Annotated in this window: 21 protein-coding genes and 1 pseudogene; 12 read left to right on the top strand and 10 right to left on the bottom strand. The window is 64.1% G+C overall.

The genetic code is table 11. The features are described 5' to 3' along the window. The first annotated feature begins 39 nt into the window (after window positions 1–39). The 3 genes from Q2941_RS05050 (at window position 40) to Q2941_RS05040 (ending at window position 2,063) form a co-directional block, all read left to right on the top strand. Complete coding sequence (locus Q2941_RS05050) at window positions 40–360, top strand: hypothetical protein (RefSeq protein WP_027523693.1); 321 nt, start codon at window positions 40–42, stop codon at window positions 358–360. An 88-nt stretch (window positions 361–448) separates the two neighbouring features. Beyond that, window positions 449–1,714, top strand: coding sequence for a cytochrome P450 (locus Q2941_RS05045; protein WP_027523694.1), 1,266 nt, complete (start codon window positions 449–451; stop codon window positions 1,712–1,714). Window positions 1,715–1,826: 112 nt separating this feature from the next. Further along, window positions 1,827–2,063 (top strand): hypothetical protein, encoded by a 237-nt coding sequence (locus tag Q2941_RS05040; protein WP_027523695.1) that lies wholly within the window; start codon window positions 1,827–1,829, stop codon window positions 2,061–2,063. Window positions 2,064–2,068: 5 nt separating this feature from the next. On the opposite strand, the gene Q2941_RS05035 is transcribed toward Q2941_RS05040, so the two are convergent. The 3 genes from Q2941_RS05035 to Q2941_RS05025 form a co-directional block, all read right to left on the bottom strand. After that, a complete protein-coding gene (locus tag Q2941_RS05035; RefSeq protein WP_027523696.1) occupies window positions 2,069–3,316 on the bottom strand; it encodes a DUF763 domain-containing protein in 1,248 nt (415 codons plus the stop codon). A 115-nt stretch (window positions 3,317–3,431) separates the two neighbouring features. After that, a complete protein-coding gene (locus Q2941_RS05030; RefSeq protein ID WP_458191814.1) occupies window positions 3,432–4,235 on the bottom strand; it encodes an ABC transporter substrate-binding protein in 804 nt (267 codons plus the stop codon). A 1-nt stretch (window position 4,236) separates the two neighbouring features. After that, on the bottom strand, window positions 4,237–5,214 hold the full coding sequence (locus tag Q2941_RS05025; RefSeq protein WP_458191813.1) for a tripartite tricarboxylate transporter substrate binding protein: 978 nt from the start codon (window positions 5,212–5,214) through the stop codon (window positions 4,237–4,239). A 110-nt stretch (window positions 5,215–5,324) separates the two neighbouring features. On the opposite strand from Q2941_RS05025, the gene Q2941_RS05020 reads away from it, so the two are divergent. From Q2941_RS05020 to Q2941_RS04985, 8 genes and pseudogenes are all read left to right on the top strand, one after another. Then, a complete protein-coding gene (locus Q2941_RS05020; RefSeq protein ID WP_027523699.1) occupies window positions 5,325–6,035 on the top strand; it encodes a TetR/AcrR family transcriptional regulator in 711 nt (236 codons plus the stop codon). A 72-nt stretch (window positions 6,036–6,107) separates the two neighbouring features. Then, entirely contained in the window at window positions 6,108–7,070 is a 963-nt protein-coding gene (locus Q2941_RS05015) for an amidohydrolase family protein (protein WP_458191812.1), read from the top strand. Window positions 7,071–7,079: 9 nt separating this feature from the next. Continuing rightward, window positions 7,080–7,955: an amidohydrolase family protein gene (locus tag Q2941_RS05010; protein ID WP_027523701.1), complete on the top strand. Its 876-nt coding sequence runs from the start codon at window positions 7,080–7,082 to the stop codon at window positions 7,953–7,955. Beyond that, window positions 7,952–9,172: pseudogene (gene dctA / locus Q2941_RS05005) on the top strand (C4-dicarboxylate transporter DctA); the annotation flags it as partial. The gene Q2941_RS05010 and the pseudogene dctA, both read left to right, overlap by 4 nt. Before the next feature lie 149 nt (window positions 9,173–9,321). Beyond that, complete coding sequence (locus tag Q2941_RS05000; protein WP_027523703.1) at window positions 9,322–10,035, top strand: PIG-L deacetylase family protein; 714 nt, start codon at window positions 9,322–9,324, stop codon at window positions 10,033–10,035. Then, entirely contained in the window at window positions 10,032–10,715 is a 684-nt protein-coding gene (locus Q2941_RS04995) for a 4-carboxy-4-hydroxy-2-oxoadipate aldolase/oxaloacetate decarboxylase (protein ID WP_027523704.1), read from the top strand. Before Q2941_RS05000 ends, Q2941_RS04995 begins: the two co-directional genes overlap by 4 nt. Before the next feature lie 24 nt (window positions 10,716–10,739). After that, window positions 10,740–11,609 (top strand): substrate-binding domain-containing protein, encoded by an 870-nt coding sequence (locus Q2941_RS04990; protein ID WP_458191811.1) that lies wholly within the window; start codon window positions 10,740–10,742, stop codon window positions 11,607–11,609. Continuing rightward, window positions 11,609–12,532, top strand: a complete 924-nt coding sequence (locus tag Q2941_RS04985; protein ID WP_458191810.1) for a DUF1932 domain-containing protein — start codon at window positions 11,609–11,611, stop codon at window positions 12,530–12,532. Before Q2941_RS04990 ends, Q2941_RS04985 begins: the two co-directional genes overlap by 1 nt. Here Q2941_RS04985 and Q2941_RS04980 read toward each other — a convergent pair. Further along, window positions 12,516–13,790, bottom strand: coding sequence for an amidohydrolase family protein (locus tag Q2941_RS04980; protein WP_458191809.1), 1,275 nt, complete (start codon window positions 13,788–13,790; stop codon window positions 12,516–12,518). The two genes, Q2941_RS04985 and Q2941_RS04980, sit on opposite strands and share 17 nt — an antisense overlap. A gap of 148 nt (window positions 13,791–13,938) precedes the next feature. Between Q2941_RS04980 and Q2941_RS04975 the strand changes: the two genes are divergently transcribed. Continuing rightward, window positions 13,939–14,358, top strand: a complete 420-nt coding sequence (locus tag Q2941_RS04975; RefSeq protein WP_458191808.1) for a nuclear transport factor 2 family protein — start codon at window positions 13,939–13,941, stop codon at window positions 14,356–14,358. A 43-nt stretch (window positions 14,359–14,401) separates the two neighbouring features. Here Q2941_RS04975 and Q2941_RS04970 read toward each other — a convergent pair whose 3' ends face one another. From Q2941_RS04970 to Q2941_RS04945, 6 genes are all read right to left on the bottom strand, one after another. Then, the gene (locus tag Q2941_RS04970) at window positions 14,402–16,573 is read right to left on the bottom strand and encodes a hypothetical protein (RefSeq protein ID WP_458191807.1); all 2,172 of its coding nucleotides are present in this window, start codon (window positions 16,571–16,573) and stop codon (window positions 14,402–14,404) included. A 119-nt stretch (window positions 16,574–16,692) separates the two neighbouring features. Beyond that, complete coding sequence (locus tag Q2941_RS04965) at window positions 16,693–16,980, bottom strand: YciI family protein (RefSeq protein WP_027523709.1); 288 nt, start codon at window positions 16,978–16,980, stop codon at window positions 16,693–16,695. A 67-nt stretch (window positions 16,981–17,047) separates the two neighbouring features. Continuing rightward, window positions 17,048–18,022, bottom strand: a complete 975-nt coding sequence (locus Q2941_RS04960) for a sugar ABC transporter substrate-binding protein (RefSeq protein WP_027523710.1) — start codon at window positions 18,020–18,022, stop codon at window positions 17,048–17,050. Window positions 18,023–18,068: 46 nt separating this feature from the next. After that, window positions 18,069–19,046, bottom strand: a complete 978-nt coding sequence (locus tag Q2941_RS04955) for an ABC transporter permease (RefSeq protein WP_027523711.1) — start codon at window positions 19,044–19,046, stop codon at window positions 18,069–18,071. Next, window positions 19,043–19,993 (bottom strand): ABC transporter permease, encoded by a 951-nt coding sequence (locus Q2941_RS04950; protein ID WP_027523712.1) that lies wholly within the window; start codon window positions 19,991–19,993, stop codon window positions 19,043–19,045. The genes Q2941_RS04955 and Q2941_RS04950 overlap by 4 nt, the downstream gene beginning before the upstream one ends. Beyond that, window positions 19,986–21,488, bottom strand: coding sequence for a sugar ABC transporter ATP-binding protein (locus tag Q2941_RS04945; RefSeq protein WP_458191806.1), 1,503 nt, complete (start codon window positions 21,486–21,488; stop codon window positions 19,986–19,988). Before Q2941_RS04945 ends, Q2941_RS04950 begins: the two co-directional genes overlap by 8 nt. Window positions 21,489–21,547: the final 59 nt, after the last annotated feature.

Genomic DNA, 21,547 nt, shown 5'->3' with positions numbered 1-21,547 from the left:
GGCGATATTATGGGAACGCCGAATCAGCGGAGTTCCTAAATGGTTGCGGACAACGACAGCAACATCGCCTGGCACCGAGTTCAGGTGAAGAAGAACCGCGCCGAGTTGAAGGCGCTCGAGACGGCGCGCTTCACGATGGGCGAGGTCGCATCATCCAAGCGCAACGGACAGACCCAGAAGGCGATCGTGGAACTCAAGCGCAAGATCACGCAATCCGAACGCGCGATTGCCGACTACGAGAAGCGCACGCGCCGCCCGCTCGCGACCGACCTGCAAAGCCTCAGCAATGGGAGCTGGAGCCATTGGGACGCCTACACCAACCAGCGCAAAGCGGGGCCACGCTCGCCCGGGCGCGGCTGATCGCCTTCTTTTGATCGACGTTCCAGCCCTTGCGCCGGCGACTGCGCACACCATCTGGTTGAGGCGCCATCAACAAGGGCGGTGACCCATGACACCGCGCATCGACTTTACCAGCGACGCCTTTTTTCGCGACCCGCCCAAGGGAATCGCGACGCTGCGCGCCTCCGGGCCCGTGGTCGCGACTCGTTTTCCCCTCATCGGCGACGTCTGGGTCACCACCACCCACGATGCCACGGCGGAAGTGCTCAAGGACAGCGCGACGTTCACACTGCGCAAGGAGGACGGCAAGGTTGCAGGCCTGCGGTGGTGGATGCCGAAACTCGTCACGACCATCGCCAAGAACATGCTGACGATGGACGAGCCGGATCACACGCGGCTGCGCAGCATCGTCGACGAGGCCTTCCGCCGCCGCGCCATCGTCGCGATGGAGCCGCGCATCCGCGCCATCGCCGATGGACTCGCGGGCGAGCTGTTCGCGGCAGGAAGCCCCGCCGATCTCGTCCAGCGCTACGCCCGGATCCTGCCGCTGTCGGTGATCTCCGAGCTGCTCGGCCTGCCGATGGCCGATCGACCCCGATTCATCGCATGGGCCAATGCGATGTCCTCGCTGACGAACGTCGTCAGCTTCTTTCGGCTGCTGTTCGCGTTCCGCAAGATGCGCGCCTATCTCGAAGAGCAATTGCGGATCGCACGTGCGCAGGGCGGCGAGGGTCTGATTGCCGAGCTCGTGCAGGTCGAACGGGAAGGCGGCCGTATTTCGCCGGACGAGATGGTCTCGATGGTGTTCCTGTTGCTGGCCGCGGGCTCGGAAACCACCACGCATCTCATCAGCGGCTCCGTTTATGAGCTTCTCAAAAATCCCGGCCTGCGCGATTGGCTGGAACAGGATTGGTCTCGCGCGGGCCTTGCCGTCGAGGAATTCCTGCGCTTCGTCTCGCCGGTGCAATTCTCAAAGCCGCGCTATGTGCGGCGGGATCTCGAGCTCGAAGGTGTGCGTCTGAACAAGGGCGACCGCGTCATGGTCATGCTCGCGGCCGCAAACATGGATCCTTCGGTGCATGATGCTCCCGAGCGGCTCGATCTCGAACGCAAGCCCAACCGGCACATCTCTTTTGGCACCGGAATCCATTTCTGTCTCGGTCACCAGCTCGCGCGGATCGAGGCGGCCTGTGCGCTTGAGGCCTTGTTCACGCGATGGCCGCGGCTTGGTCTCGCCATCGATGCGTCGCAAGTTCATTGGCGCAAGCGCCCGGGCATCCGCGCCATCGCGAAACTGCCGGTCGTGGCCGACGACGGCGGGAACCGCCCGGCCAAATCCCACTCGGCCGACGTCGAGCAATTGGTTGCAAATTGACATCGCCCTGCCGGTGTATCGGAACCGCGTCGCGACGATCTTCCCGCGTGTTCACGAAACAATCATTGCCGGGCAGGCGTTGGCCCTCATGCGGACAGCAAGGGAGCAATCCATGCCGCACGGAGGCAAGACGCATATTGGATCGGGTACGCATGGCAAGGGCGCGGGGAACGGCGCTTTCACGGAGGTTTCGAAAGACAAGATCGGCGACAACATGATCCTGTCGAACCGCGACAAGGCGCAGCATTCCGACATTCGCGGCATGGACGGAAAATATATCCAGACCGAGCAGTACCAGGACCACTCGGCAAACCGCCTCGCGGAGGACAAGGACGAAGGCGAAGGTTAGGCGGCTTACGAGCCGGTCAGCTTCTTCGAAGCGAGGAGATCGCGCTCCCAGCCGAACACGGATCGGCCGTCGAGCTCCGGTGAAGCCGCGCGTTCGGCCGCAATGAAGGCTGCGACCGATGGACCGCGCGCGGTGCGCTCCAGCCGCCGCGCCTGGTCGTCAAGGCGCTTGATCGCCTGCATTTCCTCCTCGCGCCCGAGCCTTGCATTCTCGATCGCGCCCTTGAGCACACGAATGGTCTCGTCATAAACCTTGATCGGCACGGGGTAAGGGTGGCGGTCCTTGCCGCCATGGGCGAGCGAGAAGCGCGCCGGGTCCTTGAAGCGATAGGGCGCGCCGTGCACGACTTCGGCGACCATCGCGAGTGAGCGCACGGTGCGCGCGCCGACACCGGGCGTCAGCAACAGCTCCGGAAAATCGACCGGACCGCGTTCGGCGGCTGCAGCCAATGTGCCGTGCAGGCGCCGCGCGAAGACGTCCTTCGGCCTTACGTCGTGATGCGCGGGCATGATGAGGTGCGGCAGCATGGCCTGCGCGGGTTCGACGCCGCTCAGGCGTTCGAATTCGGACACGATGCGATCGGGGCCGAGATCGAAGAGCAGCTCGAGCTGCGCCGAGCGCGAGACGTCGGCGCGGTGGTCGGTGAGATTGACGATCTCGCCTTGCACGGGGCCGTCGATCGCACTATGCGGTGCATCGACAAAGCTCTTCAGCGCCTCGGAGTGCCAATGATAACGGCGCGCTTGCCGCTTCTCGCCGTTCATGCCCTGCTGCACCACCGTCCATTTGCCGTCGGCGGTGACAAAGAAGCCATGCAGATAGAGGTCAAAGCCGTCCTGGACCGCAGCGCTGTCGACCTTCGCAACGAGGCGGCTCGCTCGCGTCAGCCTCGCGCCATCGAAGCCGACGCGGTCGCCGAGCGTCAGGAGCTCATCCGGCGTCTTGCGCGAATGCTGCCCACGCCCGCCGCAGACATAGATGCCGAGCTCGTTCTGGAGCGGGGCAAGCCCGCGCTTCAGTGCGCCGATCACGGAGGTGGTGATGCCGGAAGAGTGCCAGTCCATCCCCATCACGGCGCCGAACGACTGGAACCAGAAGGGATGCGACAGCCGCTGCATGAACTCGTCACGGCCGTAGTGGTGGACGATCGCCTGCGTGACGATCGCGCCCAGCGACGCCATGCGGCTTGCGAGCCACGGCGGAACCCGTCCGGTGTGGAGAGGAAGATCGGCGCTGCCGGTGCGTCGGGGCATTGCCCTTGATAGCCGGATTCTGTCCGGGTTGCACGACGGGAAATGCTGAACTCGGCGGCTACGCCGCGGGCCCGAACGATGCGGTGCCGCGCTCCTGTTGCCGGCGCGCCGAGGCCTAATTGCGCCTGGCGTTGACGGCTCCGCGCAAGCCCGCCTGTTGCTCGATCGTTTCGAGCGCGCCGCTGGACTTGATGTCCTGCACGAAACGATCGAGGAGAGGCAGTGCGCTCTCGCGTCCCTTCGGGATTGCGATCGCCATCTGCTCAAGCCCCCAGTTTCCCTCGAGGATGCGCGCGCCCGGCATCTGGTCGGACATCTCGAACAGCGTCGGCTTGTTGGTGGCGTAGAGATCGATCTCGCCGCGGACGAACATCGCGACCGCGATCTTCACGCTCTCGGCGGGAACGATGGTTGCGTTTTTGAACTTGGCCGGCAGCGTGCGCTCCGACGTCGAGCCCTTGGTCACGCCAATCTTCACGCCGGCCCGGTCGATGTCGTCTACCTCTGCGATCGGCGAGTTTGCCGGAACGAGGAATCCGAGCTCGATCGCGAGCACGGGCTCGCTGAAGCTGACGTCGTTGGCGCGGGCAGGGGTCGCGTTGGTGACGGTGAAATCGAGCTGCCCGTCGTGAATCGCGCTGACGATGTCGGCGACACGCTGATACCTGACGTAGTCGACGGGCACGCCAAGCCGCTTTCCGAGCTCCGCACCGAGGTCGTAGCTCAGGCCATGCGGCTTGCCGGCGGCGTCGGTCACCATCGAGGTTGGACTGCCCGGATAGACGCCGACGCGCAGCGTGCCCGACGGCGCCAGGATCTGCGCCTCGACGTCGGCCCTTGCTGTGGCGCCGGCAAGGCCCGACGCAACGACGGCAACGAGTACGGTGCGTGCAAGGCGCGCCAGGCCAAGGCCGGTCATGTCATTGCGCCCGGATGTTCGCGGCCTTCAGCACCGGCTCCCATTTGGTCGCCTCCGCATGCATGTAGGCATCGAACTCCTTCGACGACGAGCCGACCGGCGTCGCACCGATCTTGTCGAGGGTCGACAGCACGCTCGGGTCTTGCAGCGCCGTCTTCAAGTCGGCTTCGAGCTTCGCCACGATCTCAGGCGGCATTTTCGCCGGCGCCAAAAATCCCCACCAGACCGAGACGTCGTAGCCTGATACGCCTGCTTCGGCGACGGTCGGAACATCGGGCAGGGCCTTTGACCGCTGCGTCGAGGTCACGGCGAGCGCACGCACCGGGCCGCCTTCGATCTGGCCGATCGCTTCGGCAAGCGGGTTGAGGCTGAGGGGGATTTCGCCGGCGATCACGGCGGTCAGCGCAGGCGCGCCGCCCTTGTAGGGAATAGAGACGATCTTCACGCCGGCCATGTATTTCAACAGCTCGCCGGCAAGATGCGCGGAGGTGCCGTTGCCGGACATGCCGTAGGAGAGCTTGTCCGGCTCCTTCTTCGCAGCAGCCAGGAGATCGCCGAGGCTCTTGTACGGGCTGTCCTTGGCGACGACGATGGCAAGCGGCGAGGAGGCGATCTCGCTGATCGCGGTGAAGTCCTTGAAGGTGTCGTAGGGCAGGCTCGGATAGATGAACTGGTTGAGCGGATGTCCGCTGGCGACCAGGATCAGCGTGTAGCCGTCGGGCGGCGCCTGGGTCAGCGCTTGCGAGGCGATAATGCCGCCGGCGCCGGGGCGATTGTCGATCACCGGCTGCTGGCCCCAGCTCTTGGCCAGCGCCTGGCCGATCGTGCGGGCGAGCACGTCGACCGCCCCGCCGGCCGCATAGGGCACCAGGATGTGGACCGGCTTGCTCGGGAAATTGTCGGCCTGTGCGCCGCTCGCGGCCAGCAGCAGGCCCGTGCCCAGCAGTAAAGTTGTGATTTTCTTGTTCAAACCCAGCATGTTCCAGCGCTCCTCGGGGCGCGTATCCGGGCGCCCGTCTCGGACCGCCCAGGCGCCGCCCATCGTTTTTGTTGACGAGACCTTATCTTTTGTACGATAGTACAAATAACATGGTACGCAAGCCCACCAGCAAAGAGACGGCCCGCAAGCCGAACATGCGCGAGGCGATCCTCGCTGCAGCAGAAGAGTTGTTCGCGACCAACGGCTTCAACGCCGTGTCGGTGCGCGACATCGCGCAGGCCGCCGGGGCCAACCCCGGCAGCGTCACCTATCATTTCAAGACCAAGGACGGTCTGCTGCTTGAGATCTATCGCCGCCACTGCGGGCCGATGAATCTCCGCCGGTCCGAGCTGCTCGCGGCCGCCAAGCGCGTGCGCGATCTCCAGGACCGGCTGGAAGCGATCGTGCGTGCCTACGTCGTGCCAGCCTTCACCTCGGGCAGCGATCTCGCCGGCGGCGGGGCCCGGTTCACGCGGCTTCGCGCCGTGATGTCGGCGGAGGGTAACGAGGTGGCGCGGCGTATCATCGCGCAGACCTTCGACGATACCAGCCACGCCTTCATCGACGCGATCCACGAGAGCCTGCCACATGTGCCGCGCACCGAGATCGTCTGGCGCAGCCATTTCCTGCTTGGCGCACTCTATTACTCGCTGGTGACGCCGGAGCGCGTCTCGCGCCTTTCACGCGGCGAGGCCGACGGCAGCGATGCGGCCGCTGCGATCGAGCAGCTCGTTCAGGCAACAGTGGCCTCGTTCCAGGCGCCGGCACTCGATCAGGCCGCGCCGGCACGTCGGCGCGCGGCAGCAAGCAACAAGACGTAGACGACCGCCTACGGACAGGGGGCGTAAGGCTCGCCTTGTCCGCAACCGGCGGCATTTGACTGGGGATGCGGAATGAACAGGCGGGCCTGCTTGCAACTCTTGACGGGCGCTTCGATGGCCGCCTGGGCTTCGAGCGCGTGCGGGCAGGCGGCCGAGCCGGCCAAGGCGATCCCGACCATCGATCCGCCGGACCCAAATCCAAAGGTGCCGGCATTCAAGCTGCCGCCGAAATCCTGCGACTCGCATACGCACATCTTTGGGCCGGCCGCCCGCTATCCGTTCGCCGAACACCGTCCCTACAACACCGCTGATGCGCCGCTGGAGGCCTTCCGTGCCGTGCACGAGAAGATCGGTGTCGATCGCTGCGTCATCGTCAATGCCACGGTGCACGGCACCGACAATCGCGTGGTGACCGACGCCATCGCTCAAAGCGAGGGTGCCTACAAGGGTATCGCCAACGTCAAGGACGAGATGTCCGATCACCAGCTCGAGGCGCTGGACAAGGGCGGCATCTGCGGCTGCCGCTTTGCCTTCCTGAAGCGGCTCGGCGGCGTCGGCGACATGACCAAGTTCCAGCGCATCGTGCATCGCGTCGCCGAACTCGGCTGGCACGTCGACGTCTATTTCGAGCCGGGCACGATCGCGGAGTTCGCGCCGATCCTGACCGCGCTGCCGACGCGCTATGTCATCGACCACATGGGCACGGTGCAGGCGGCCAAGGGGCTCGACGATCCAGGCTTCACCGCACTGCTCGATCTCCAGAGGAAAGACGAGAAGTGCTGGGTCAAGATCACCGGTCTTGAGCGCGCGTCCGCCGCAGGCAAGCCGTTCCACGATGCCGTGCCGTTCGCAAAGAAGCTCATCGACAACGCGCCTGATCGCGTGATCTGGGGCACCGACTGGCCGCATCCCAACGTCAAGGTCATGCCCAATGACGGCGAGATCGTCGATCTGATCCCGCTCTATGCGCCCGATGCCGCCATCCAGCAGAAGCTGCTGGTCGACAATCCCGCGCGCCTGTTCAAGTTCACCTGAAGAGACCAGATGTACAAGCCGACCATTCCGCCGCCCGATCCGAACACGCGCAAGCCGAAGTTCAGGCTGCCGCCGCTCGCATGCGATGCGCACTGCCACATCTTCGGTCCGGGCTCAAAATACCCGTACGCGCCGGACCGTTCCTACACGCCGCCCGACGCGCCGCTGGAGGATTTCAAGGCGTTGCACGCCAAGCTCGGCGTCCAGCGCGCCGTGATCGTCAATGCCAGCGTGCACGGCACCGACAACACGGTTGCGCTCGATGCGATCGCGCAGAGCGATGGTGCCTATCGGGCCGTCGCCAATATCGATGATACCATCACCGAGCGGGGCCTGCGCGAGCTGCACGAGGGCGGCTTCCGCGGTTGCCGCTTCAATTTCGTCCGTCATCTCGGCGGCGTCCCGGACAAGGGCGTGTTCGACCGGGTGATTGCCATGGTCGCGCCGCTCGGCTGGCACATCGATCTGCATTTTGACGCGATCGATTTGTCGGAATATGCCGACATGCTGGCAAAGCTTCCGGTGCGTTACACGATCGACCACATGGGACGGGTGAAAGCGTCGGAAGGGCTCGACCAGCTTCCGTTCAAGATCCTGATCGAGCTGATGCAGCGTGACGAGAAATGCTGGGTGAAGATTTGCGGCTCCGAGCGCGTTTCCTCCTCGGGCCCGCCCTTCACCGATGCCGTGCCGTTCGCACGCAAGATCGTCGAGACCGCGGTCGACCGCGTCATCTGGGGTACGGATTGGCCGCATCCCAACGTCAAGCTGATGCCAAACGATGGTGATCTCGTAGACCTCATTCCGCTGTTCGCGCCGGAGGCGGAGTTCCAGCAGAAGATCCTGGTCAGCAATCCCGCGCGCCTGTTCGAGTTCGGGGAATGACGGCGCTCTCGATAGACAAGCCGCGCAGCCGCGCCTGGTGGAAGGAGCTCTGGGTCCAGGTTCTCCTTGCCATGGCAGCCGGCACCGTGCTCGGCATCGTCAATCCCGAACTTGGCGCAAAAATGCAGCCGCTGGGCGATGCCTTCATCAAGGCGATCCGGATGCTGATCGCGCCGATCATCTTCTGCACGGTGGTGCACGGCATCGCGCATATGGCCGACATGGCCCGGGTCGGCCGCGTCGCCACCAAGGCGATCATCTATTTCGAGATCATGACGACGATCGCGCTGGTGATCGGCCTTGTCGCGATCAATCTCTTGAAGCCCGGCGTCGGCATGAATATCGACGCTGCCAGCATCAACACCAGCGCCATCGAGCCCTACGTCAAGCAGACCGGGGCGATCGGCTTTGTGCCGTTCCTGATGAACATCCTCCCCGCCACCTTCGTCGGCGCATTTGCCGAAGGTAACATCCTCCAGGTGCTGTTCATCTCGGTGCTCTGTGGTTTTGCCCTGGTGCAGCTCGGCGAGCGCGGAGCACCACTCGTCAACCTGATCGACGTCGCGGCGAAGATGGTCTTTGCCATCGTCGGCTTCGTGATGTGGGTGGCGCCAATCGGCGCATTCGGTGCCATCGCGTTCACGGTCGGCAAGTTCGGTGTCGGCTCGCTGGCCTCGCTCGGCAAGCTGCTCGGCGGCTTCTATCTTACCTGCCTTGTATTTATCGTGATTGCGCTCGGCCCGGTCGCGCGGCTCTGCGGCTTCAGCCTGCTCAAGCTGATCCGCTATATCTGGGAAGAACTCCTGATCTGCATCGCCACGACGTCGTCGGAGACCGTGCTGCCGCGGATGCTGTCAAAGCTCGAGAATGCCGGCTGCGAGCGCAGCGTGGTCGGGCTCGTGATCCCGACCGGCTACTCCTTCAACCTCGACGGCACCTGCCTTTACCTCGCGGCCGCCTCGGTGTTCCTGGCGCAGGCGACCAACACGCCGCTCGGCCTCACCGAGCAGATCGAGCTGCTGCTGATCCTGCTCGTGACCTCCAAGGGCGCGGCAGGAATTGCGGGCGCCGCCTTCGTCGTGCTGGCGGCAACGCTGTCGGCCACCGGAACCATTCCGGTCGCCAGTGTCGCGCTGGTGCTCGGAATCCACCGTCTGATGTCGCAGGGACTGACGCCGACCAATCTCATCGGGAACGCGGTGGCGACCATCGCGATTGCCAGATGGGAAGGTGCGCTCGATGCGGACCGGCTGAAACGCGTGCTCGATGGCGAGGCGCTGCCGGCCGCAGTGGTGTGATGAATTGGCTGCTTGCGCTTCGCTAGCAGCGGGTCAAGCTTTGAAAAGATGAAAGGGGAGTTTGTCCCATGAAGACAGGTCTTGTGATTACCGCCCATCCCGGCGATTTCGTCTGGCGCGCGGGTGGCGCGATCGCGCTGCACGCCAAGAAGGGCTACCGGATGAAGATCGTCTGCATGTCCTTCGGCGAGCGCGGCGAGAGCCAGTTCGCCTGGAAGGAAAAGGGCGCAACGCTGGAGTCGGTCAAGGCGGGCCGCAAGGACGAGGCCGAGCGCGCCGCCAAACTCCTGGGCGCCGAGATCGAGTTCTTCGATTGCGGCGACTATCCGCTCAAGCTCAACGAAGCGCATTTCGACCGCATGGTCGACATCTACCGCGAGCTCAATCCGAGCTTCGTGCTGACCCATGCGCTGGAGGATCCCTATAATTTCGATCACCCGAATGCGGCGCATTTCGCGCAGGAGACCCGCGTGGTCGCGCAGGCCATGGGCCACAAGCCGGGCGCGCAGTACAAATATGCGGCGCCGCCGGTGTTCCTGTTCGAGCCGCATCAGCCCGAGATGTGCAATTTCAAGCCGAACCTGATCCTGAAGATCGACGAGGTCTGGAAGGAGAAGTACGAGGCGTTCCAGATCCTCGCCGCGCAAAAGCACCTCTGGGGCTACTATGAGCGCGTCGCCCTCAACCGTGGCATCCAGGGCAGCCGCAACACCGGCGTGCCCATGACCTATGGCGAGGCCTATCAGCGCCTGTTCCCGACAGTCGAGGAGGTCCTGGCATGAAGCCCGTCGTCGTCCGCAACATCGAGCGCGCCGATCACGGCGGCATGTCGGTCTATGGCGTCTCCACCGTGCACGAGGCGATGGGGCGCGTCGGCCTCATGAAGCCCTATATGCGTCCGATCTGGCCCGGCGCGCAGATCGCCGGTCCCGCGGTCACCGTGCTGGCGCAGCCCGGCGACAACTGGATGATCCATGTCGCGGTCGAGCAATGCAGGCCGGGCGACATCCTCGTGGTTGGCTGCACCACCGACAATACCGACGGCATGTTCGGCGAGCTGCTTGCAACGTCGCTTCATGCGCGCGGCGTGCAGGGGCTCGTCATCGATGCCGGCTGCCGCGATGTGAAGGCGCTGCACGAGATGAAATTCCCGGTCTGGTCGCGTGCCGTCTCGGCCAAGGGAACGGTGAAGGCGACGCTCGGCTCGGTCAACGTTCCCGTGGTCTGCGCCGGCGTCAATGTCGAGCCCGGCGATATCGTGGTCGCCGATGACGACGGCGTCGTGGTGGTGCCGAAGCGGCTTGCGGTCGAGGTTGCGGAGAAAGCCCGGAAGCGCAATGCGGATGAAGGCGGCAAGCGCAATCGTCTCGCCTCGGGCGAGCTTGGTCTCGACATGTACAACATGCGCGAGGCTCTGGCGAAAGCCGGGCTCGTTTATGTCGACAATCCCGAGGACGTCTGAGCAGGCGAAAAGCGGAGCGGATTGATGGATCGTCTCAAGCTGCGGACCGTGCTCGGCAGTCATCCGCATGTGCTGGCATTGAAGAGCGGAGAGCTCCGCTCCGAGCGCTTCGATCTCGACTTCATCGAGTACACGCCGACCAACACGGCGTTCAAGCCGATGGTGCGCGAGCAGGCCTTCGACGTCTGCGAGATGGCGATCGTCACCTATCTGATGGCGAAAGCCCACGGCAAGCCGCTGGTGCTTCTGCCGGCAACCATGCTCGGCCGCTTCCAGCACGGTTACGCGCTGTACAACTCCGAGCGAGGCGCGCTCCGCCCGTCCAATCTCGAAGGTAAGCGCGTCGGCATCCGGTCGTTCACGACCACGACGGGGGCCTGGATCAGGGGCATTTTGGCCAACGACTACGGCGTCAACCTCGACAAGATAGGTTGGGTTACCTTCGAGGACCCGCACGTGGCCGAATATGTCGACACCACCGAGCGCGCGCCGAAGGACAGGAAGATCCTGCAAATGCTGCTTGACGGCGAACTCGACGCCATGCTCGGCGAGACCTCGAATGATCCGCGCCTCAAGCCGCTGTTCCCCGATCCGGCCGCGGAGGCCGCGACCTGGTACGCCCGGCGTGGCGCGGTCCCGGTCAACCATCTCGTTGTCGTGACCGAGGCTCTGGCAAAATCGCGCCCTGACATCGTCGCCGGCGTCTACGATCTCCTGAAGGCTGGCAAGGCTAAGGCAGGCGCGCCCGCATTACCCGATCTCCTGCCATTCGGGATCGAGGCCAACCGCAAGCCGCTGGAGCTGATCATCGACTACGCCTATCAGCAGGCCCTGATCCCGCGCCGCTATGCGGTCGAGGAGCTCTTTGACGACACCACGCGAAGGATGAACTGATGTCCGGCGATTCCAGGCGATGGCAGATTGGACTTGTCGGCTATGGCGAGGTCGGCAAGATCCTCGCGGAGGACTTGCGCCAGCAGGATATCAAGGTTGCGGCCTTTGACCTCAAGCTCGGGAACGAGCAGGGCGCGGCCTTGCGCAATCACGCCACGAGGCACGGTGTTACGTTAGCTGCCTCGCACGCTGATCTGACCGCAAGATCCGACTTCATCGTCTCCGCCGTGACCGCGAGCCAGGCCGTCTCGGTGGCAAAGGCTTGCGCGGCTGCGATCAACCAGGGCACATGGTTTCTCGACTTCAACTCGGCCTCGCCGGGCGCCAAGCAGCGCGCCGCGAAGCTGATCGACGACGCCGGCGGACGCTATGTCGAGGGCGCGGTGATGACCTCGGTGCCGCCTTATCGCATCAAGGTGCCGCTGCTGCTCGGTGGTCCCGGCGCACGCGAGCTCGAGCCCCTTCTCAACGCGATCGGCTTTGCCGCCAAGGTCGCGAGCGACAAGCTCGGTGTCTCCTCGGCGGTGAAGATGTGCCGCAGCATCATGATCAAAGGCCTGGAGGCTATGGTCATCGAGAGCTTCACCACGGCGCGCGCCTATGGCGTCGAGGATGCGGTGCTGGCCTCGCTCGCGGAAACCTTTCCCGGCATCAACTGGGAGAAGCAGGGCGCCTATTTCTTCCAGCGCGTGATCGAGCATGGCCGCCGCCGCGCCGAGGAAGTGCGCGAGGTTGCCGAGACCGTGCGAGAGGCGGGGCTTACGCCATGGTCGGCACAAGGTACCGGCGAGCGGCAGGCCTGGGTTGCCGATCTTGCCGACCAGGGTCTGTTCGGCGCAAAAGGCACCAAAGAGTTCGCCCGCAGCGCCGACTGGCGCACCGAGGCCGACCGCATCCTGGCAAAGATCAGGCGTGAGGGATGACGGCGCGCGGTTTGCACGAATCTGAGGGCGGAAACAGGACGGCTTGTTGCCGTTCAAAGACCGGCCGGCCGTTCTTGAAGCCCATCATGACATCAGGCAGTTCGGCGATCGCAAAGCGGCTGTCGCGCGTATCGAGCACGACGAGATCGGCCGGGTTGCTGATTTTGAAGCCGTAATTTTTCAGGTTCATCAGCCGCGCCGGCAAATCGGTGACGAGGTCGAGGCAGGTGTCGAACTCGCCGACTGATGCATGCGCGACGTTGGCGTAGAAATTCGCCATCCGCAGCAGCGAGGCATCGCCGAACGGCGTGAAGGGATTGAGCACGTTGTTGGTCGCAACGGAGCACAGCACGCCGTTTGCGACGAGCTTGTGCGCGACCGTGATTCCGCGGGGCACGTTGTGGGTGGTGTCGCGGCCCATCAGATAGAGATCGGTCGCGGGCAGCACCGTGACGGCGACACCGGTTCTTGCGAGACGCTCGACCACCGGTTTCAGTCGATCCGGCGGTAACGCGGAGAGCTTCGTCACATGGCCGATCGCGACACGCCCCTGGTAGCCGCGCTGTTCGGTTTGCCGGCAGACTTCGTCGAGATGCGACCAGGACGTATCGAGGTCGAAGTCGAGATGGAGATCGACATCGACGTCGAACTCCTGCGCGAGGTCGAAGATGCGCTTAAGATGCGCGTTCGGATCGGTGTCGGTATAGGGACAGCCGCCGATCACCTCGCCGCCGTCGCGCAGCGCCTGGATCAATAGCTCCTCGGCTCCGGGATCGTTGGTCAGCCCCTCCTGCGGAAAGACGCAGAGCGACAGATCGAGCGCCCAGGCGTAGTCGCGCTTCAGCGCCTTGATCGCCTCGAAGCTGCGCAGGCCGACCCGTGGGTCGATCTCGACATGGGTGCGCATCCGCGTTGTGCCGTGCACGATTGCGCGCTCCAGTACCCTGGCGCCGCGGGCATAGACGTCCTCGACCGTGAAATTGCGCTTCATCGGCGAGACGGCGCGGATGGCGTCGCTGAGACTGCCGTGGTCGTGCCCGCAGCGACCGAGCAGGCAGGCCTTGTCGAGGTGGATGTGGGTGTCGACGAAGCCGGGCAGCACGAGCCGCCCTTCGAGGTCGATCTCAACGGCTTCGGCCTGAAGGCACGGCTCGATTGCGGCGATGTTACCTTGGGAAATGCCGATATCCGCAGGAGCGGTGACGCCGCGCATCAGCGCGTTGCGAAAGATCAGGTCGAAGGCGGTTCGGCTCGTCATGGCACCAGCACTTTGCGGCGTAAGCGTACAGGAGCGTGCCCTGCGGGGCACCTCCAGATTCCCGGCAATCGAGCGCGGGAATGTTCAAAATATATGCATGCAATCCAGCCGCCCAGGGTTAGTATCCCGCATCTTTCGGAGAAGCGCCATGCCCGTTGCCGCAACTGCCCCAAGCAAAACCATGTCTGACGCCGAGATCGTCGAAGCCTATCTGACGGCCTCGATGATCCCCGATCCGGAGGCCGCGGCGGTCTACATGGCGCCGGGCACGGTGATCACCTTCACCGGCGGACGCGAGTTCGACCATCCGCGCGGGCCGGCCGGCTTCAACGCCAAGCGCTATCGCTGGGTCAAGAAGAAGATGGACCGGTTCGACGTCTGCCCGGGCGAGGGGGAGACCGTGGTCTACAGTGTCGGCACGCTCTATGGCGAATGGCACGACGGCACGCCCTTCGAAGGCAACCGCTACGTCGATCGCTTCGTGGTGCGGGGGGGCAAGATCACCAAGATGGACGTCTGGAACGACAGCGCCGAGCGCATCCTGGTTCAACGCGGCATCGACGCGTAGCGCACAGCCCTCGAGTCCGATGGCGGCGCCGTCGTGCGTGGCGTCATCTCGGATTGGGATGGCCGTCGAGGCGAAGCTGATAGACAAAATAGGTGGGGGTGCAGAACCCAAGCTTGCGGCTCTTCAGGATGCTGAGGGTCTGCGGGCTGACGCCGAACTTCGCGCCAGTCAGGAAATCCGGGATCGCCTGGCAGATATAGTCTTCCCGGCAAAATCGCGACGGCGAACATACGTTCAAGAGCCCGCGGCCGACGCCGGCCGCAAAGGCGGCGCCGTCGAAATAGCCCTTGGCCATCTGTTCGAAGCCCTTGCCGCCGACGACAGCGCAGATCTCGTCAGGCGTGCTGCCAGGCTGAACGGCCGCCAGTTTCGACTCTTCGGGTTTGCACGGACGGGTGATGCGGCCGAGCGGCACGCCGATTTTTGTCGGTCGGCAATTGTAGTCATAGCCGCTCAATTTGCCCTCGGGCACGTGATAGACTAATTCATCCGTGCTCACGCGATCGGCAAAAGAGCGCAGGCTGAAGCTCAACAGATCCTTCGCATTGTTCTTCGCCGTCATGTCCTCGATTGCGTTCGAGCGGCAAGAGAGGCCTGCGTAGATGTTCTGCTGGGGTGGCAGACATTGGCCGAGATGGGAAGAGGCCGCCGCGTTCGTCACCACGGCCTGGCAGGCGAGATGTCGTGCGGCATTGCAGCTCCACTTCGCGCCATCCGCGAGATCGCCGTTCAGGGGGCACGGCATGTTGTCGCCGGCGGCTGAATAAACCGGGCTCGCGTTCTGCCAGGCCGCTGCGGGCGCAGACGGATGCGGGCGGAACGTGTCAGGGGCCTGGCCTCGCGAAAGGCTTTCAACGTAGCTCTTCCGGCGGGCAAGCTCCGCATGGACGTGCGGCGAGAACGGAAGCTGCAGACTGTTGCCGTCGAGCGCGTCCTTGATTGCCCCACCGCCGCTGCCGAAATCGACCCGGTCCACGCCCAGGAAGTGAAATCCCGCCGTCGAGGAGGATTGATGGCAGCCCATGCAGGACGATGTGTTCAGCCGTTCGAGCAGACCTGCGCCGGAGCGCGCGAACTTGACCGACTTCGCGGTCTTTTCCAGCGCCGTGACGATCTGCCCGGCCTGGTCCTTGCTGACCAGCAGGTCGAACGGCCGGTTGGCCACACGCGCGCTTCCGGCCGTGGAAAAACTCAGAGCGATATCGGCCTCGAGGCTCTCCGGCAGATTGAACACGCCGTTGTCGATCTCCTCCGCGTGGCTCGCGAGGTAGTCCTGCAATTGCTTCTGCTTGGAGGGATCCTTCAGGATCGCCTGCACGTCGGGTGTGTTCTCGAGCTTGATGGGCTGAAATTTTCCGCCCCTCAAGGCGAATATCCTCATCCAGTAGATCGCCTGGCCGGCGAATTTGCGGCCCTCCATGTTTTCGAGATCGGAGGGAAAGCGCACCACTTGGGCGTTGATTTCCATCTGCTTGAAGGTCAGCCTCGACAAATCCAGCGGGCCCTGCAGGAGGCGCTGGGCAGTTGAGTGCGGGTCGCCGCCGTCGATGCCATCGATGCGCCAGAGCGCAGCCACATCCTGGCAGCGCTTGCCGTCGTCACGGTAGCTGAAGACCATGTTCACGGTGAGCGGCATGCGCGAGGCGTAGGTCTTGCCGTTCATCCGGACTTCGTATGCGAGCCGGTAGATGAAGCGAAGTTCGCCGCAGTGGGTGGGATCGAAGTCGCGGCGATCGATGCGATTGACCACACCCGCCAGGATGAACAGCCCGTCGCTCGAACCGAGCCATTTTTCGTTGAAGACGCGAGCGACGTTGCCGTTCAGCCGCAAGGTCTTTCCGGCCTCCGTCTTGGCCGATTTTGGATCGTAGGTCTTGAGAATTTCCTTTTCCCAGTCGATCCCAAGGCCCGAAATGATCCGCGTCATGTCCGCGGACATGACGGCCGCAAATTGTCCGTAGGTCTCGCCAAAGCGCAACAAGTCGCTGGCGCGCGTGGGGCCCGGCGCCGGAGCCGGCGACGTGAGCTTTTCCGCCGCGTGGATTTTCTCAAGAAGCGTGATCAGCGAAAGCGCGGATGAATTGTCATGATCGAGTAAGGCGAGCACGGGTGTCTGGTCGATCAGGACCGTGACCGGCGTGGAAGGCTGCAGCGACTGGGCGAAGCAGAGCGGAATTGAGAAGGTCAACCAACAGATGATCGAGACGATGCGCATCTGTGATTTGTACCGCGGCAAAGGACATTTCACAATTTGGAGATGAGCCGCGCTATGACGATACGGCACGTCACCAGGGGTCCGAGTTGGGCCAGCCCTGGATGGTGATGCCTGTACCTTCACCCCTGGCGGCGCAAGAAGCCGGTGATCGTGACTTTCTCCCAGATGCCGGCCGCGGCAAAGGGATCGGCGCGGTTGAAGGCCTCGACCTCGGCCCGTCCGGGGGCCTCGATCAGGAACAGGCTGCCGATCATCTTCTCGCCATCGTCGGAGACGAGCGGGCCGGACATCACGATTTTGACCCCGAAGCGCGAGGTGTCGCTCAGGAACGCCTTGTGCGCGTCGTAATTGGCGAGCCGGGTCGGCAGCGCGCCGGTGCGGTCGAGGGCATGGATGGCAAACAGCATGATGTCTCCGGACAATGTCTTGGGACGGCCGTATTAGACGACCGTCCCGATTTTCGAAGCAGCGAGCCTACTTCGTGCCGAGCTTTTGCGCCTCTTCCCAGGTCGGGCAGGCCCGCTGTTCCAGCGGCACGTCGAACGGCCCGAAATTGTCCTTGGTGATGACGGTGGGTTTCAGCACGATCTCGGCAACGACGGGCTGTTCGCGCAAGTTGCGGATCGCCATCATGGTGCCGAGGCATCCCTGCGCAAAACCACTATAGTCGCCGCTTGCGAGCAGCTTGCCGGACTTGATGGCATCGATGGCTTCCTTGGTGCCGTTGATGCCGATCACCTGCGCCTTGCGATTGGCGCCATCCAGCGCCTCGATCGCGCCGACCGCCATGGCATCGTTGGCGGCGAGCACGCCGTCGATCTGCGAGTTGGACTGCATCAGGTTTTCCATCACCTGGAGCGCCTGGAGCCGCTGGTAGTTGGCGGGCTGCGAAGCAAGCAGCTTTGCGCCCGGAGTTTCCTTCAGCGCATCGTTGAAGCCCCTGATACGGTCGACATTGGTCAGCGAGCCCTTGACGCCCTCGATGATGACGATGTTGCCCTTGCCGCCGAGCGTCTTCAGCAGGTAGCGCGCGGTTTCGAGCCCGAGGCTGTAATCGTCGGCGCCGACGAAGGAGACGAACTTGCCGCCGGCAGAGCGGTCGGTGATGTTGACCACCGGGATCTTGGCGTCGTTGATCTTCTCGACACCGGGCACCATCGCCTTGTAGTCGACGGGAATGAAGACGATCGCGCTCGGCTTCTTCACCACGACGTCCTCGATCTGGCTCAGCTGCTCGGGGATCGAGTCCGGCTTGGTCGGGATGTAGTGCAGCGTTTTGGCGTTCAGCGCCTTGGCCGCGACGTCGGCGCCGACCCGCACGGTCTGAAAGTAGGGGTTGGTCTGGTTCTTGGTGAAGACCGCGATGGTCTCGCCGTCGGCACGGGCCTGCGTGGTGAACGCTGCGGCCATCAGAATCGGCAGTGCAAGGTGGCCCAATTTCGATTTCATATGATCTCCATCCCTCATTTTGGTTTGTTGGATTTTGCGTAAGAACTCATTGCGAGCGGCGGCGGGTCTGCATGTCGAGCCAGACGGCGAGAATGACGATCACGCCGGTGACGAGCGGTTGCCAGTTGGCGCTGACGGACAAGAGGTTCATGCCGTTGAGCACGAGCGTCAGGATCAGCGCGCCGACGAAGGTGCCGAATACCGTGCCGACGCCGCCGAACAGCGAGGTGCCGCCGATCAGCACGGCCGCGATCGCCGGAAGCGTCAGGCTTTCGCCGATATCGGCCTCCGCGGAATTCAGCCGCGACAGGAAGATGATCGACGCAAGCCCCGCCATGGTGCCGGAGACGGCATAGACCAGCAGCAGCCGGCGCGCGACCGGAATTCCGGAGAGTCGCGCGGCAATCGGGTTGGCACCGATCGCATAGATCTCCTGGCCCCAGATCGACCGCTGCGCAAACAGCGTCCCGATCGCGAGGAAGATCAGGAGCAAATAGACCGGAATCGGCAGGCCGAACAGATAGCCGCTGCCGATCTGCCGGAAGCCCGCGGGGAAGCCGTGAATGGTGTCGCCGGCCATGTACCAATAGGTGAGGCCGTTCAGCACCCAGAGCATGCCGTAGGTGGCGATGAAGGAGGGGATGCGCAACGCCGTCACCATGACGCCGTTGAGGAGGCCAACGACGCCACCGACCACCAGCGCGGTGAGAATCCCCAACACCGGCGAGCCGGTCTGATGGATCACCGTGCCGGCAAGGCAGGCCGACAGCGCGACATTGGCGCCGACGGAGAGATCAAGGCCAGCGGTCAGCACCACCAGCGTCAGGCCCGAGGCAATGAAGAAGGTCAGACTCGCCTGCCGCAGCACGTTGAGGACGTTGCCGAGGCTCAGGAAGGAGTCGCTGAGGACTGCGAGCACGGCGCAGATCAGCAGCGCCGCGAGCAGGCGGTAGAACACCTGGATCGCATCCTGCGACAGGAAGGAGCGGGGCGGGGAGATGGCTTCCTTGGTGATGTCGGTCATGCGCGGCTCCTGATGCCGTCCAGGAACAGCGCGACAATGACGAGGACGCCGACGCTCGCGACCTGCACCGAGGATGGCAGCGAGATCAGATTGAGCCCGTTGCGCAGGACGCCCACCGCGATCACGCCGAGCACGGTGCCGAGCAGCCAGCCATTGCCACGCTCGAAGGACGTGCCGCCAACCGCAACCGCCGCGATCGCATCGAATTCGAGACCGAGGCCTGCAGTCGGGTGGCCGGAATTCATGCGCGCGGTCATCAAGAGGCCTGCGACGCCGGCCATGGTGCCGCCGATCGCGTACACCGCGATCAAGAGGCGGTTGGGTGACAGGCCGGCATATCTCAGCGCCTCGCGATTGCCGCCGAGCGCGAAGATGTAGGTGCCGAAGCGGGTGTGATAGAGCAGGGCATGAAAGAACGCGTAAGTCACGAATGCCATCACGATCGGGACCGGCACGCCAACGAGCGTGGACGAGTAGATGTCACGCACACTGTGGGGGATGCCGACCACGCTCTGGCCGTCGGAGACGATCAGCGACAGGCCCTGCGCCATGCCGAGCGTGCCCAGCGTTGCAACGAAGGGCGGGATTCCGAGGATCGCGACCAGCCAGCCATTGACGGTGCCGAAGGCGGCGCCGACCAGGACGCCGACGGCCAGCCCAAGCAGCATCGACTTGGTCGCGAGCGACACGATGGCAACGCAGAGTGAGGTCAGCGTCAGCACCGCGCCCATCGACAGGTCCAAGCCCTCGGTCATGATGATCAGCGTCATCGGCAGCGCCAGCATAGTCAGGATCGTCGACTGCACCAGCACGTTGGAGAGGTTCGCAACCGACAGGAAGCCGGGCGCGATCGTCCCGAACAACGCGATCAGGAGCGCCAGCACGATGGCGACGCCGGGGATGCGCTGGAGCGGATTTGGTTGCGAAACGACCGTGGCCTCACGCATGGTGCATCCCCAGTCGCACGATGTTCTCCTCCGTCAGCTCATTGCGGGCCAGATGTCCGGCGATACGGCCCTCGCGCATCACGTAGGCGCGGTCGCAGACATGGCAGATCTCGACCTGCTCGGATGAGATCATCAGTGCCGCGGCGCCTTCCGCCACCAACCGGTCGATCAGCGCAAAGATCTCGGACTTTGCGCCGATGTCGATGCCGCGCGTCGGCTCGTCGAAGATGAAGAGCTTTGCGCCGGCAGCCAGCCACTTGCCGATCACAACCTTCTGCTGGTTGCCGCCGGAGAGCAGCCCGACAGTCTGCCGCGCGCTCGGAGTCGCGATCCTGAGCTGCCGGATCAGGCTGTCGGAGGTGCGCTGCGCACGACGCGGATCGAACAGGCCGGTCGGAAACAGCTTTCGCAGCGCCGAGACCACGAGATTGTCGCCGACCGAGCGGAGCAGAGCGAGCCCCTCGCTCTTGCGGCTCTCCGGGATCAGCGCGATACCGCGGCGGGCGGCGACGTCCGGCTCGCCGGAGATCGTCTTGCCGTCGAAGATGATCTCGCCGCCTGTTACGGGATTCGCGCCGAAGATGGCGCGCGCGACCTCGCTCCGGCCCGAGCCGACGAGCCCGCAGAGGCCAACGATCTCGCCCTGGCGAACCTCGATGTCGATGTCGGAAATGCCGGTCGGCGAGGTCAGGCCCTTCACGCTGAGCAGCACCTCGCCGGGCTTGTCGGCGAAGTTGCGCGGATAGGTCATGTCGACGGTGCGGCCAACCATCATGCGGACGAGCTGGTCCGGCGTCACGTCGGCGGGCCGGACGCCGTCGATACGGCGGCCGTCACGCAGCACCGTGATACGATCGCCAAGCGCGAACACCTCGGCCATGCGGTGCGAGATATAGACGATGGCAACCCCATCGGCCTTCAGCCGCGCGATCAGCGCGACCAGGAGCTCGGTCTCGCGGTCCGAAAGCGCCGCAGTCGGCTCGTCCATGACCAGGATGCGCGCATTCTGGCTGATCGCTTTCGCAATCTCGACCATCTGCTGCTGGGCGACGCCTAGCTTGTCGACCGTGATGGAGGGATCGATATCGAAGCCGATGGTGTCGAGCACGCGCTTGGCATCGGCCAGGATCCTTCGGCGGTCGATCGTGCCGGGGATGCGGCCCTTCGGCTCGCGGCCGAGGAAGATGTTTTGCGCGATATCGAGGTGGGGAACGAGCGAGAATTCCTGGAAGATGACGGCGATGCCGAGCTTCTGCGCCTCGGTGGTCGATGAAATCGTGACCTTCTCGCCCTTGTAGTAGAACTCGCCGGCGTCGGCCCGGTAGGCACCGCACAGCACCTTCATCAGGCTCGACTTGCCGGCGCCGTTCTCGCCCAGCAGCATATGGACCTCGCCGGGAAACACGGCAAAGGACACCTCATCCAGCGCCTTGACGCCCGGAAATTCCTTGCTGATGCCGCGCAGCTCGAGCAGCGGTGTGTCGGCCTCCTCCATTGTCCGTCCTCTCCAAAAGAATCGGCTTGCCGGACTCTTGTCGGTCCTTTCAGCCGTGA

The organism is Bradyrhizobium sp. UFLA05-153, from assembly GCF_054185185.1.
The sequence above is the reverse complement of the archived record's forward strand: the minus strand, read 5'-3'. Positions and strand labels throughout refer to the sequence as shown.